Genomic DNA, 13,624 nt, shown 5'->3' with positions numbered 1-13,624 from the left:
GGCCCCTGCCCATCGGGCAAGAGCACGAGGGCCTGACGCGAATTTCCTTTCATCTGAAATCACCCCCGGTGGCAGGCGGCCTATGCCCGCGGCACAGCATTGCCGGCAAGGGAGCCGAAACTATGGAAAAGTTTCCGCGAGTCGCGCTATAGAGTACCTCCCACGGGGTTTGCCGCCGGTCGTTCGCCGCCCGCCCGGCCCCCGTTCCGCAATCGTCAAGGAAGAGCAGGCGCGTCATGGTCGAGCGTTGGACACCCGCCAGTTGGAGGACGAAACCGGCGAAGCAGTTGCCGACTTATCCCGATCTGTCCAAGGTCGAGGCGGTCGAACAGCGCCTGTCCTCCTATCCGCCGCTCGTCTTCGCCGGCGAGGCCCGCCGGCTGAAGGCCAAGCTGGCCGAGGCCGCCGCCGGCCAGGCCTTCCTGCTGCAGGGCGGCGACTGCGCCGAGAGCTTCGCCGAGTTCCATCCCAACAACATCCGCGACACCTTCCGCGTCCTGCTGCAGATGGCCGTGGTGCTGACCTTCGGCGCCTCGATCCCGGTCATCAAGGTGGGCCGCATGGCCGGCCAGTTCGCCAAGCCGCGCTCGGCCGACATGGAGGCCATCGACGGGGTGGAGCTGCCATCCTACCGCGGCGACATCGTCAACGGCTTCGACTTCACCAGCGATGCCCGCGTTCCCGACCCGGAGCGCATGATGCAGGCCTACACCCAGGCCGCCGCGACGCTGAACCTGCTGCGCGCCTTCGCCCAGGGCGGCTATGCCGACCTGCACAAGGTCCATCAGTGGACGCTGAGCTTCGTCGAGAAGTCGCCAGCCGGCGAGCATTTCCAGGAGCTGGCCACCCGCCTGGACGAGACGCTGGCCTTCATGGCCGCCTGCGGCATCACCGCGGAGACGACCCCGCAGATCCGCGAGACCGACTTCTTCACCAGCCATGAGGCGCTGCTGCTGCCGTTCGAGCAGGCGCTGACCCGCATCGACAGCACCACCGGCGACTGGTACGACGTGTCGGCCCACATGCTGTGGATCGGCGACCGCACCCGCCAGCCCGACGGCGCCCATGTCGAGTTCCTGCGCGGGGTGAAGAACCCCATCGGCCTGAAGTGCGGCCCGACCACCGACCCGGACGAGCTGATCCGCCTGATCGACATCCTGAACCCGACCAACGAGGCCGGGCGCCTGACGCTGATCGTGCGCATGGGTTCCGACAAGGTGGCGGAGAAGTTCCCGCCGCTGCTGCGCAAGGTCCAGCGCGAAGGCCGCACGGTGGTGTGGTCCTGCGATCCGATGCACGGCAACACGATCAAGTCGACCACCGGCTACAAGACCCGCCCCGTCGAGCGGGTTCTGGCCGAGGCTAGAGGCTTCTTCGAGGTGCATCAGGCCGAGGGCACCCATGCTGGCGGCGTGCATTTCGAGCTGACCGGCCAGGACGTGACGGAATGCACGGGCGGCGCCCAGGCGATCACCGATCACAATCTGGCTCTGCGCTACCACACTGCCTGCGATCCGCGCCTGAACGCCAGCCAGTCGCTGGAACTGGCGTTCCTGCTGTCGGAAAAGCTGAAGGAAGGCCGCCAGTCCCGCGAGGCCCGGCGCCGCGCCGCGGTGGCGGCGGAGTAAGGCATCCGCCGAAGAGGTCCGGACAAAAAAAAGGGGGCGGAAACGCCCCCTTTTTCGTGCCCCGGTTATTGCCTGCGTTACCGCTCGATTTCCTTGTTCCAGCGCTGGTTCCAGTCCGGGCGCTTCTCGTTGATGACGTCCCAGTCCACCGTGACGGCGTTCTTCATGTAGCCCTGGAACTTGTTCATCTCGTCAGCGACATCGGCCGGCGGCGTAACCTTGGTGTTGGACGGGATCTGCGCGCCATATTGCAGGGCGGCGAGCTGCGCCTCCGGCCCGAGCAGATAGGCGGCCAGCTTCTGCGCGGCCTCGTTGTCCGGGTTCTTGGCGACGACGCACTCGCCGACCATCAGGACGACCGAGCCTTCCTTGGGCTGGGCGTATTCCACCGGAATGCCCTTGGCCTTCAGGCTGCCGACGCCGGTCGGGGTCAGCGGGAAGATGGCCGCCTCGTTGGTCTGCACCATCTCGGCGATCTTGGCCGAGCTGGGGATATATTCCAGCACGTTCGGGCCGATGGTCTTGCGCCAGGTGGTGAAGCCGGGATCGACATTGGCCTCGGTGCCGCCCTTGATGCGGTTGTACATCAGGAAGGCGTGCAGGCCGAAGGAGCTGCTGGCGGCGGACTGGACGACGATCTTGCCCTTGTACTTGGGATCGGCCAGATCCATCCAGCTGGTCGGCGGCGCCCAGCCCTTCTCGTCGAACATCGCCTTGTTATAGGCGAGACCGGTCATGCCCATGTTGACGCCGACCGCCATGTCGCCCTTCAGGCGCGCGGACTGGTAGACGTCGTTCAGCACCGGCGAGCTGTCCATCTTCTGGCACAGGCCCATGCCGATGGCGCGGTACATCAGCCCGTCGTCGAGGAAGACGACGTGCATCTGCGGATTGTCCTTCTGGGCCTGCAGCTTGGCCAGGATGTCGGACGAGGTGCCGGGGACAACCACCACCTTGATGCCGGTCGCCTTCTCGAAGGCGGGGAAGACGTTTTCGGTATAGGTCTTCTCCATCGTGCCGCCGTTCATGCCGATATAGACCGTCTTGGTCTGGGCGGCAGCGGGGGTGGAAAAGGCGGCGGCGGCCGCGATGGCAACCGTGGCGAGACCGGTGAGCGACAGGGAACGCAAGGTGGGCATGCACGTCCTCCAAAGGGCCAAGGGGTGGGATTTTAAGCGGTCGGTGTGAAGCGGTCGATGCGGAAGGGCTCCAGCGGCATCGGCGTCCCGCCGGTCGTGACCAGTTCGGCCAGCGTCTGGCCGACGCCGGGGCCGATCTGGAAGCCGGCTCCGGAGAAGCCGAAGGCGTGGAACAGGCCGGGCGTGGTGCGGCTGGGGCCGACGATCGGGTTGCGGTCGGGCGTGTAGCCCTCCACCCCGGTCCAGCAGCGGATGACGTGGGCGTGGCGCAGTTGGGGGAACAGCTCCGCGGCGTCGCGCATCAGCGTCAGCACGGCGTCGCGCTGCGGCCGGGCGCGGTCGGCGTCCAGCGCGAAGCCGCGCCCGCCGCCGACCACCATGTTGCCGCGCGGCACCTGACGGCCATAGACCCCGCCACCCTCCACCCCGATGTTGACGTCGAGGAAGCGGGGCAGCGGTTCCGTCACCGCCATGTTGGGATGGAGCGATTCCAGCGGCACCGGCTCGCCGAAGGCTTCCGCCACCCGCCAGGACCAGGCACCGGCGGTGTTCAGCAGGAAGCGGGCGCGCACCTCCAGAGCGTCACCGCTCAGCAGGACGAAGCGGCCGCCGTCCTTCTCCACCCGGTCGACCGGCGTCTGTTCGCGCACCACCGCGCCCAGCTTGGCCGCAGCACGGGCGAAGGCGGGAGAAACCAGGCGCGGGTTGGCATGGCCGTCCTCGGGGCAGAGCGATCCGCCGATGGCGCGGTCGCCCAGCGCCGGCCAACGGCGGCGGAACTCCTCGCCCGTGACGATCTCCAGCCCAAGGCCGAAGCCCTGGGTGCGCTCGCGATAAGCGATCAGGGAGGCAAGATCGGGTTCGCTGCGCGCCAGCTTCAGATGACCGGAGCGGATATATTCGGCATCGGTGCCCAGCAGCTCCGGCAGCCGGCCCCAGATGGAATGGGCACGCTGCGACAGCGGCAGCTGCTCCAGCGGGCGGCCCTGCCGGCGCACACCGCCGAAATTGACGCCGCTCGCCTTGGCGCCGCACCAGTCGCGCTCCAGCAGCGTCACTGACAGGCCGGCCTGCCGCAGGAACAGCGCCGCCGACCCGCCGACGATCCCGCCGCCGACGATGGCGACATCGCAGTCGATCCGTTCCCGCATCACGCGACCTCCCGCCGCTCGGCACCGGCGGAGACCGGCAGCGGCTTGATCGGCGGCTGCGCCCGCAGGCGCCCCACCCCGTCGGGGCCGGTGCCGAGCGCACGCGACAGCAGCTCCGCCGTGGTGGCGCTGCACATGCGGCCCTGGCAGCGGCCCATGCCGGCCCGGGTCAGCGCCTTGGCACGGTTCATCTCGCGGGCCTGTCCGCTGCGGGCGACCTCGCGCACCGCACCGGCGGTGATGCCTTCGCAGCGGCAGATCATCGTGTCGTCGGCAATCGCGTCGGCCCAGTCCACCGGGAAGGGGAAGGCGGCCGACAGGCTGCGGCGGAAGGCGGCGATGCGGGCGAGCCGGCCGTCCAGTTCCTTGACCCGCGCGGCCTCGACCGGCCGGCCGAGATCCTCCAGCATGGCCAGCGCCGCGCGCTCCCCCGCCAGTTCCGCCGCATCGGCGCCGGAAATGCCGCTGCCGTCGCCGGCGAGATAGACGCCGGGAACCGAGCTGCGCCCTGCCCCGTCCCGCTCCGGCAGCCAGGCCCGGTCGGCTTCGTCGAAACGGAAGCGGCAGCCGGCGAGGTCGGCCAGTTGGGTCTCCGACCGCAGGCCAAGCCCGAAGGCGATAGCGTCGCACGCGGTGCGCCGTTCCTGCCCGCGGGCATCGCGCCAGACCAGCGCATCGACCCGCTCCGCACCCTCGCCGCGCACCGGACGGACGCCGTTGTGAATCGGCACGCCGTGGGCGCGCAGCCAGCCGACGAACAGCAGCCCCTTCGCCAGAGTCGCCGGGTCGCGCAGCATGCCGGCGGTGGCACAGGCCTGGGTGGTGAAGGGCGTGGTGTCGAACACCCCCGCCACCTCGACCCCGGCCTTCAGATACTGGTACGCGACCAGATAGAGCAGCGGCCCGGTGCCGAGGAAGGCCACCCGACGGCCGACGGCGCAGCCCTGGAACTTCAGCGCCACCTGCGACCCGCCGAGCGTGAAGACGCCGGGCAGCGTCCAGCCGGGGAAGGGCAGCACGCGGTCGGTGGCGCCCGTCGCCAGGATCAGATGGCTGAAGGGCAAGGCTTCGCTGGCCCCCTCGCTCAGCAGATCGAGCGCCCCGGCCTCGCAGTTCCACACCAGCGTGCGCGGACAGTAATCGACCCGGTCGCGGATCGCCGCCATGGCGCGGTGGACCGCGTCGGCCTTGCCGGCCTCGAAGCCGTACAGCGCGGTCTTCGGCCGGGTGAACCCACCATCTGGAGGCTGGCGGTAGATCTGGCCGCCCCAGCGTGCCGCCTCGTCCACCACCACCGGACGCAGGCCGGCGGCGACCAGCCGTTCCGCCGCACGGATGCCGGCCGGGCCGGCGCCGACTATGACGGGAGGGAGAACCTCGCTCACGAATTCCACTCCCCATTGCTCAGCAGGCGCATGCCGTCGGCGATGAAGGTGCCGCAGGCGCGCAGCCGCTCGCCCTCCTCTGTCCTTACCCAGCAATCCTGGCAGGCGCCCATCATGCAGAAGCCGGCGCGCGGGGTGTCGGCGAACTCCGTCCGGCGCAGCCGGTCGCCGTTGGTGAGCATGGCCGTCAGGATGGTGTCGCCCTCGAGCGCCTCCACCGGACGCCCATCGAGGGTGAAGCGGACCACGCGCCGGCCCTGTTCGGCCACACGCTGCAGCAAAGCCATGATGACTGGTCTCCGAAGAGAGGACGGCCGGAGCGGACGCTCATTGCTGGCCGACCAGGATGCGGTCCAACCCATAGACACGGTCGAGCAGAAGCACGGCGACCGCGGTGATGCCGATGATCAGCGCCGACACCGCCGCCATCATCGGGTCGATGGATTCGGTGGCGTACATGTACATCCGCACCGGCAGCGTCACCGTGGACGGCGAGGTGATGAAGATGGACATGGTCAACTCGTCGAAGCTGTTGATGAAGGCGATCAGCCAGCCGCCGGTGACGCCGGGCAGGATCATCGGCAGGGTGACGCGGCGGAACACGGTGGCCTCGCTGGCGCCCAGCGAGAAAGCGGCCTGCTCCACGCTGCGGTCGAAGCCGGAAATGGCGGCGATCAGCAGGCGCATGACATAGGGGGTGACGATCACCATGTGCGCCGCCACCAGCCAGCCAAAGCTGCCCGCGGCGCCGACGACGGCGAACAGCCGCAGCATGGCAACGCCCAGCACCAGATGCGGGATGATCAGCGGCGACAGGAACAGCGCATTGAGGAAGCCGCGGCCGGGAAATTCATAGCGCGTGATGGCGAGCGAGGCGGGAACCGCCAGCGCCACCGCCAGCGTCGCCGACAGCACGGCGAGCCACAGGCTGTTCCAGAAGGACTGGACGAAGTCCGGGTGGTGGAACACCGCCTCGAACCAGCGCAGCGAAAAACCCCTGGTCGGCAGCGACAGCGTGTTTTCCGGTGTGAAGGCGACGAGGCAGACGATCACCAGCGGCGCCAGCATGAAGATGACGACCAAGGCGTGGAAGAACAGGGCGACGGGTCCGTTGCGGGTCATGGCGTCTTCACCCCAGCCGGCGGCGGTAATGGCCTTCCACCATGCGGTGGTAGGTCAGCATGATGATCAGGTTGGCGGCGAGCAGGATGACGGCGACCGCGGCCCCCATCGGCCAGTTCAGGTCGCTGAGATACTGGTCGTAGACCACGGTCGCGACCATCTTCAGCCGCCGCCCGCCGAGCAGGCCGGGGATGGCGAAGGCGCTGGCGCTGAGGCCGAAGACGATCAGGCTTCCCGACAGGATGCCGGGCAGGATCTGCGGCGCCACAACGCGGACGATGGCCGTGGCGCGCGAGGCGCCGAAGGAGAGTGCGGCCTGCTCCACCGCCGGGTCCAGCTTCTGCAAGGAGGTCCAGACCGGGATGACCATGAATGGCAGCATGACGTGGACCAGCGCCACCACCACGGTGCCCTCGCTGTAGAGCAGCTTCATCCGCCCGATGCCGAGCGCGATCAGCGCCCCGTTCACCGGCCCTTCCGGACCCAGCAGCATGCTCCAGCCGAAGGCGCGGACGACGACCGACACCAGCAGCGGCGCCAGGATCACCAGCAGGAAGATCGACCGCCAGGGGTTGCTCATCCGGCTGAGGATGTAGGCTTCCGGCACGCCGATCACCACGCAGATGGCGGTTGCCAGCGCCGAGATCCGGAAGGTGCGCAGGAAGATCTCTAGGTAATACTCGTCGGTCACCACCGCCAGATAATGCTCCAGCGTGAAGCCGCCGGTGCGCCCGGTCGCATAGTCGAACTGGTTGAAGGACAGGAGCGCCGTCAGGAACAGCGGTGTCAGCACCAGTGCCGCGAACAGCAGGGCGGCCGGCCCCGACAGGAACAGCGGGGCGGAGGGAAAGCGCCGCTCAGGCGTCTCCCCGCCCGGCGAGGCCGGGGCGGCGTCGGGAAGGGTGGTGCTCATCCCGTCACCTCGAGGGCAACGTCCGGTGCTTCCGCCATGGCGCCGCGATGGACGCGGACGACCGACGGCGACCATTCCAGCCCAACCGGGGCCCCCTGCTCCGCCGGGGTGGACCCGTCGTTCGGCGTCACCACCATCAGCGTGCCGAGCGGCCCGTCGATGTGATAGAGCCACTGGCTGCCCAGGAAGAAGCGGTCGGCGACGCGGCCGGTCAGCAGCCCGCCCGACGGCGCGGTCAGGTGCAACTTTTCCGGCCGGATGCACAGCGTCACCGTCTCGCCCACCGACAGGCCGGCGGTTTCCACCGGAACGGCGATGCCGGCCAGCGACACCGTGGCGCCGGCGCCGGTCGCGGTCGCGACCTTGCCCGGCAGCAGGTTGGTCTTGCCGACGAAGCGGGAGATGAACTCCGTCTCCGGATGCTCGTAGATGCGGTAGGGCTGGTCGATCTGGGTGATGCGCCCGGCCTCCATCACCACGACGCGGTCGCTGATCGAAAAGGCTTCCGCCTGGTCGTGGGTGACCATGACGGTGGTGGTGCCGACCTTGCGCTGAATCTCGCGCAGCTCGAACTGCATCGCCTCGCGCAGCTTGGCGTCAAGGTTCGACAGCGGCTCGTCCAGCAGCAGGACCGGCGGGCGGATGACAAGCGCGCGCGCCAGCGCCACGCGCTGCCGCTGGCCGCCCGACAATTCGCGCGGGTAGCGCTTGGCATAGGGGGCGAGGTGGACCAGCGACAGCGCCTCTTCCACCCGCGGCTTGCGCTCGCCCTTGGGCACGCGCTGCATCTCCAGGCCGAAGCTGACATTGTCGAACACGGTCATGTGCGGGAACAGCGCGTAGCTCTGGAACACGATGCCCAGCCCGCGGCTGTTCGCTTTGGCCCGCGTGATGTCGCGTCCGTCCAGCCGGATGGTGCCGGCCGACGGTTCGACGAAACCGGCGATCATCTGAAGGGTCGTGGTCTTGCCGCAGCCCGAAGGCCCGAGCAGGGAGACGAACTCGCCCTTCTCCACCGACAGCGAGACGTCGCCGACCGCGGTCATCGGGCCGTAACGCTTGGTGATGTTTTTCAATTCGAGGAACGACACGGGGGGAATTCTCCCTCTTGCGACAATTGGCCTCGGTCTCCGGGCCTCACCTGTTGCCCCGATGGTTCCGCCGCACCCCCGGTCGCGTCAATCCGCTTTTTCCACCAACAGAAAAGATTTTGCAAAAGCTTCCGATATACGGAATAGATGGGGCAACCAACATCACCGATTTTCAGAACGGAGCCCAACATGAGCGCCGACCTCCGCCGCAGGGCAAAAGGGAGTGCGGGTGTCGAGAGCGCCGGCCCCGAAAACGCCGGCACTGACGAGGCGGGCAGCAAGTCCAGCCTGCAGCGCGGGCTGGCGATCCTGCGCCTGCTGGCGTCTTCCAACGAGGCGGGGGCCCGGCTGACCGACATCTCCCGCGCGCTCGACCTCACCCCCCCGACCGTCCACCGCCTGCTGAAGATCCTGGTCGAAGAGGGGATGGCTGAGGCGGACAAGGCGACCAAGCGCTACCGGCTGGGCATCGACCTGTTCGGGCTCGCGGCACAGGCCGGCAATCCGAACAACCTGCGCGACATCTGCCGGCCGATCCTGCTGCGCCTGTCGGCGACGCTGCGCGACACCATTTTCCTGCTGGTGCGCAGCGGCTTCGATGCGGTCTGCCTGGACCGCAGCGAGGGGCCCTTCCCCATCCGCTCCTTCACCGGCGACATCGGCGGCCGGGTGACGCTGGGCGTCGGCCAGGGCAGCCTCGCCATCATGGCCTTCCTGCATGCGGAGGAGCGCGAGGAGGTCATCCGCTTCAATCTTCCGCGCATGCAGGGCGTCGGCATCATCGACGAGGTCTATCTGCGCACGGAAATCGCGCGGGTGCGCGATTTCGGCTATGCCAGCCGGTCCACCGGCCTGCTGCCGGGCATGTCGGGCGTGGCGGTTCCGGTGCTGGATCGCGACGGCTATGCCGTGGCGGCGCTCAGCGTCGGCACGATCAGCGAGCGTCTGAACGAGGAACGACTGCCGGTGGTGGTCGACATCCTGAAACGCGAATCCGCCGCGATCAGCCGCCAGTTGAACCCCTTCGACCCCGTTCTGCGCCGTCCCGCCGCGATTCTGGGAGGCGGCCCGGCATGAAGGGCGTGAAGAAAGCCGACCTGCCGACCAAGACCTGCCCGGTCTGCAACCGCCCTTTCACTTGGCGGAAAAAGTGGGAGCGGGTGTGGGACGAGGTGAAATACTGCTCCGACCGCTGCCGCGGAGACGCCCGCAAGCGCGAGGGGAAGCGGGAGAGCGACACGCCGCGATCCTGACCGGACCGTCAGGAAGAATTGCCCTTTATTCAATCACATGCCAGCATTCTGAACAGCCGGGGGTTTCTGCCTGCGAGATGGGCAGCGCTTCCGGTCGATGGCATTTCCGTTGCATTCGAAATTGCGGCCGCACGGGTCCATGGATTTACGGGCACATTCCCGAGTATTCATGACTCCGGCGGCTCGGCCATACCGCCGCCGGTGACGACGGCCAACGATACGCGACCAACGATACTCAGCGACGAAGGGGACTCATGATGTCGGTTCGGGGGATGGGGGATCGGGCGATGAACGTCTTTGGGAAGGCGGCTGGGGGTATGACGCGCCGTGCGGTGCTGTGCGGCGTCGCCGCAGTTGCCTTCGCGGCGGCGGCCGGCGGCGCCCTGCCGGCATTCGCGGACGGCAAGGTTAAGGTCGCCGGCATCTATACCGTGCCGATCGAGCAGCAGTGGGTCAGCCGCATCCATGTCGCGCTGAAAGCCGCCGCCGACCGCGGCGACATCGAGTATGTCTGGGCCGAGTCGGTCGCCAACACCGATTATGAGCGCGTGATGCGCCAGTATGCCGAGACCGGCCAGCAACTGGTCTTCGGCGAGGTGTTCGGGGTGGAGCGCGCCGCCCGCGCCGTCGCCAAGGACTACCCGAAGACCGCCTTCGTCATGGGTTCCAGCTTCAAGCCGCAAGAACCCAACTTCTCGGTCTTCGACAATTACATCCAGGAGCCGGCCTACCTGTCCGGCATGGTCGCCGGCGGCATGACCAAGTCGAACGTCATCGGCATGGTCGGCGGCTACCCGATCCCCGAAGTGAACCGCCTGATGAACGCCTTCATGGAAGGCGCCAAGGAGGTCAACCCGCAGGTCAAGTTCTCGGTCAGCTTTATCGGCTCCTGGTTCGACCCACCCAAGGCCAAGGAAGCCGCCTTCGCCATGATCGACCGCGGCGCCGACGTGATGTACGCCGAGCGCTTCGGCGTGTCGGATGCCGCCAAGGAGCGCAAGGTCCTCGCCATCGGCAACGTCATCGACACCCAGCCGCAATATCCGGACACCGTCGTCGCCAGCGCCCTCTGGCACATGGAGCCTTCGGTGGAGCGCGCCATCGCCGCGGTGAAGGCCGGCAGCTACAAGGCCGAGGATTACGGCCCCTACAGCATGATGGCACACAAGGGCTCCAGCTTGGCGCCGCTCGGCACCTTCGAGTCGAAGGTCCCCGATGCCATCAAGGCGAAGGTGAAGGAGCGCGAGCAGCAGATCCGCGACGGCAAGTTCACCGTGAAGGTCAACGACGCCGAGCCGAAGTCGACGATGTGACGCCCGGCGTATCCGCAATGTCATCACCCGTAAAAGGCGGGCCGGAGGTCGTCCTCCGGCTCGCCGGCATTTCCAAGCGGTTCGGTCCGCTGCTCGCCAACGACAACATCTCGCTGACGCTCCACGCCGGCGAGGTGCTGGCCCTGCTTGGCGAGAACGGCGCCGGCAAGACGACCCTGATGAACATCCTCTTCGGCCATTACGTCGCCGACGAGGGCACCATCGAGGCGTTCGGGCGCCCGCTGCCGCCGGGGTCTCCCCGCGCGGCGCTGGAGGCCGGCATAGGCATGGTCCACCAGCATTTCACGCTGGCGGACAACCTGTCGGTGCTGGACAACATCGCCGTCGGCACCGAATTGCTGTGGCGCTGGCGCTCCGACCGGGGCGCCGCCCGCCGCCGTCTGCTCGACCTGTCCCAGCGCTTCGGGCTGGAGGTGCGGCCGGACGCGCCGGTCGGCGAGCTGTCGGTCGGCGAGCGCCAGCGGGCGGAAATCCTGAAGGCACTCTACCGCGACGCCCGCATCCTGATCCTGGACGAACCGACCGCGGTGCTGACGCCGCAGGAATCGGCCGGGCTGTTCGAGACGCTGCGCCGGCTGACCGCCGACGGGCTCGCCGTCGTCTTCATCAGCCACAAGATGAACGAGGTCTTCGCCGCCAGCGACACCGTCGCCGTGCTGCGCGCCGGCAAGCTGGTCGCCACCCACGCCACCGCCTCCACCGACCGCGCCAAGCTGGCCGAGCTGATGGTCGGCCGCAGCGTCAAGCCGCCGGCCCCCGCCCCGCTCAGCCCCGGCGAACCGGTGCTGGAGTTGGCCGGCGTCACCGTCGCTTCGGGCCATGGCCGCCCGCTGCTGGACAGGGTCGACCTGACGGTGTGCCGCCATCAGGTGGTCGGCATCGCTGGTGTGTCCGGCAACGGCCAGACGGCGCTGGCCGAGCTGGTCAGCGGCCTGATCCGCCCCGACTCCGGCCGGCTGTCCCTGAAGGGCAGCGTGGTGGAGCATGGCGACCCCGCCGACATGGTCCGGCGCGGCGTCGCCCGCATCCCGGAGGACCGGCACAGCGCCGGTCTGGTCGGCACCATGGCGGTGTGGGAAAACCTGATCGCCGAGCGCTATCGCGACTCATCCTTCTCCCGCCTCGGCGTGCTGCGGCGCAGCGCGGCGCGGGCCTACGCCCGCGAGGTGATTGAGGAGTTCGACGTCCGTTGCCCCGGTCCGGATGCCCGCACGCAGCTGCTGTCGGGCGGCAACATGCAGAAGCTGATCCTGGGCCGCACGCTGGCCCATGGGCCGGACCTGATCCTGGCGAGCCAGCCGACGCGCGGGCTCGACATCGGTGCGGTGTCCTACGTCCACAGCCGGCTGCTCGACGCCCGCGCCGCCGGGGCCGGCATCCTGCTGATCTCCGAGGATCTGGACGAGATCCTGGCGCTGGCCGACTGCGTCACCGTCGCCTATCACGGGCGCCTCACCCCGCTGCTGCCGCATGACCGGGTGTCGGTCAGCCAGCTCGGCCTGCTGATGGCCGGGCATTGGGACATCCTGCGCGACATCCTGCCGGAGACCGTTCATGCGGCTTGAACCGCGCACCGATACCCCGCTCGCCCTGCGGCTGCTGGCGCCGGTGGGCGCCGTCGTGGCGGCGCTGGCGCTCTGCGCCCTGCTGGTCGCCTGGACCGGCGCGCCGGTACTGCGCGCCTACGGCCTGCTGTTCGAAGGTGCCATCGGCTCCCGCTTCGCCCTGACCGAGACGCTGACCCGCGCCACCCCGCTGATCCTGACCGGGCTGGCCGCCGCCGTCGCCTTCCGCGCCAAGCTGTGGAACATCGGGGCGGAGGGGCAGCTCTACATGGGCGCGCTGGCCGCCGTGGTGGTCGGCGGCGGCATGCTCGACCTGCCGGCCTGGGCGCTGATCCCGGCGGTGATGATCGCCGGCATGGCTGCCGGCGGCGTCACCCTGCTCGGCCCCGCCGTGCTGAAGGTCCGCTTCGGCGTCGACGAGGTGGTGACAACCCTGCTGCTGAACTTTGTCGTCCTGCTGCTGGTGTCGCTGCTGCTGGAAGGGGCCTTGAAGGATCCTATGGGCATGGGCTGGCCGCAGTCGGCCCCCGTGGTCGAGGCGGCGGAACTGCCCAAGCTGGTGGCGCGCACCCGTCTGCATGCCGGGCTCGCCATCGCGCTCGGCCTGTCAGTCCTGCTGTGGCTGATCGACACCCGCACCATCTGGGGCTACGAGAACCGGGCGGTCGGCGCCAACCCGCGCGCCGCCGCCTTCGCCGGCATGCCGGTGACGCGGGTCATGCTGCGCACCGCCCTGCTGTCGGGCGGGCTCGCCGGGCTGGCCGGGGCGGCGGAGGTCTGCGGGCTGAAAGGCTATCTGACGCTCGACCTGTCGCCGGGCTTCGGCTACAGCGGCATCGTCGTCGCCATGCTGGCACAGCTGCATCCCATCGGGGTCGTCGGGGCCGCGCTGTTCATCGCCGGCATCTTCGTCGGCGCCGATGCCATGAGCCGCGCCATGCCGGTTCCCAACTACATCGCCGACGTCCTGGTCGCAACCAGCCTGCTCTGCATGCTGGTCGCCGGGCTGCTGGCACGCTACCGGCTGCGGCGGGGGTAAGGGG

Annotated in this window: 13 protein-coding genes; 6 read left to right on the top strand and 7 right to left on the bottom strand. The window is 68.8% G+C overall.

Translation table 11 applies throughout. The features are described from left to right. The first annotated feature begins 236 nt into the window (after positions 1-236). On the top strand, positions 237-1,628 hold the full coding sequence (locus tag GBZ48_RS15140) for a class II 3-deoxy-7-phosphoheptulonate synthase (RefSeq protein WP_174471789.1): 1,392 nt from the start codon (positions 237-239) through the stop codon (positions 1,626-1,628). A gap of 77 nt (positions 1,629-1,705) precedes the next feature. Here GBZ48_RS15140 and GBZ48_RS15135 read toward each other — a convergent pair whose 3' ends face one another. The 7 genes from GBZ48_RS15135 to GBZ48_RS15105 are packed head-to-tail and all read right to left on the bottom strand — an operon-like array spanning position 1,706 to position 8,429. Next, entirely contained in the window at positions 1,706-2,767 is a 1,062-nt protein-coding gene (locus GBZ48_RS15135; RefSeq protein ID WP_174471788.1) for an ABC transporter substrate-binding protein, read from the bottom strand. Positions 2,768-2,799: 32 nt separating this feature from the next. Further along, complete coding sequence (locus GBZ48_RS15130; RefSeq protein ID WP_174471787.1) at positions 2,800-3,918, bottom strand: NAD(P)/FAD-dependent oxidoreductase; 1,119 nt, start codon at positions 3,916-3,918, stop codon at positions 2,800-2,802. Continuing rightward, positions 3,918-5,303, bottom strand: a complete 1,386-nt coding sequence (locus GBZ48_RS15125) for an FAD/NAD(P)-dependent oxidoreductase (RefSeq protein WP_174471786.1) — start codon at positions 5,301-5,303, stop codon at positions 3,918-3,920. Before GBZ48_RS15125 ends, GBZ48_RS15130 begins: the two co-directional genes overlap by 1 nt. Further along, a complete protein-coding gene (locus GBZ48_RS15120) occupies positions 5,300-5,590 on the bottom strand; it encodes a (2Fe-2S)-binding protein (protein ID WP_174471785.1) in 291 nt (96 codons plus the stop codon). Before GBZ48_RS15120 ends, GBZ48_RS15125 begins: the two co-directional genes overlap by 4 nt. Before the next feature lie 40 nt (positions 5,591-5,630). Then, positions 5,631-6,425, bottom strand: a complete 795-nt coding sequence (locus GBZ48_RS15115) for an ABC transporter permease (RefSeq protein ID WP_174471784.1) — start codon at positions 6,423-6,425, stop codon at positions 5,631-5,633. Between the two features lie 7 nt (positions 6,426-6,432). Then, positions 6,433-7,338: an ABC transporter permease gene (locus GBZ48_RS15110; protein ID WP_209798298.1), complete on the bottom strand. Its 906-nt coding sequence runs from the start codon at positions 7,336-7,338 to the stop codon at positions 6,433-6,435. Continuing rightward, a complete protein-coding gene (locus GBZ48_RS15105; protein WP_174471783.1) occupies positions 7,335-8,429 on the bottom strand; it encodes an ATP-binding cassette domain-containing protein in 1,095 nt (364 codons plus the stop codon). Before GBZ48_RS15105 ends, GBZ48_RS15110 begins: the two co-directional genes overlap by 4 nt. A gap of 189 nt (positions 8,430-8,618) precedes the next feature. Between GBZ48_RS15105 and GBZ48_RS15100 the strand changes: the two genes are divergently transcribed. The 5 genes from GBZ48_RS15100 (at position 8,619) to GBZ48_RS15080 (ending at position 13,620) form a co-directional block, all read left to right on the top strand. Then, complete coding sequence (locus tag GBZ48_RS15100) at positions 8,619-9,506, top strand: IclR family transcriptional regulator (protein ID WP_209798297.1); 888 nt, start codon at positions 8,619-8,621, stop codon at positions 9,504-9,506. Continuing rightward, positions 9,503-9,682 (top strand): DUF2256 domain-containing protein, encoded by a 180-nt coding sequence (locus GBZ48_RS15095; RefSeq protein ID WP_174471782.1) that lies wholly within the window; start codon positions 9,503-9,505, stop codon positions 9,680-9,682. Before GBZ48_RS15100 ends, GBZ48_RS15095 begins: the two co-directional genes overlap by 4 nt. Positions 9,683-9,999: 317 nt before the next feature. Beyond that, a complete protein-coding gene (locus GBZ48_RS15090; protein ID WP_174471781.1) occupies positions 10,000-10,995 on the top strand; it encodes a BMP family protein in 996 nt (331 codons plus the stop codon). Positions 10,996-11,012: 17 nt separating this feature from the next. Beyond that, positions 11,013-12,581, top strand: coding sequence for an ABC transporter ATP-binding protein (locus GBZ48_RS15085; protein WP_174471780.1), 1,569 nt, complete (start codon positions 11,013-11,015; stop codon positions 12,579-12,581). Further along, entirely contained in the window at positions 12,571-13,620 is a 1,050-nt protein-coding gene (locus GBZ48_RS15080; protein ID WP_174471779.1) for an ABC transporter permease, read from the top strand. The genes GBZ48_RS15085 and GBZ48_RS15080 overlap by 11 nt, the downstream gene beginning before the upstream one ends. Positions 13,621-13,624: the final 4 nt, after the last annotated feature.

It is taken from the genome of Azospirillum melinis, from assembly GCF_013340935.1.
GTDB classification, from domain to species: Bacteria; Pseudomonadota; Alphaproteobacteria; order Azospirillales; family Azospirillaceae; genus Azospirillum; species Azospirillum melinis.
This window is presented reverse-complemented; position numbering and strand designations above follow the sequence as displayed.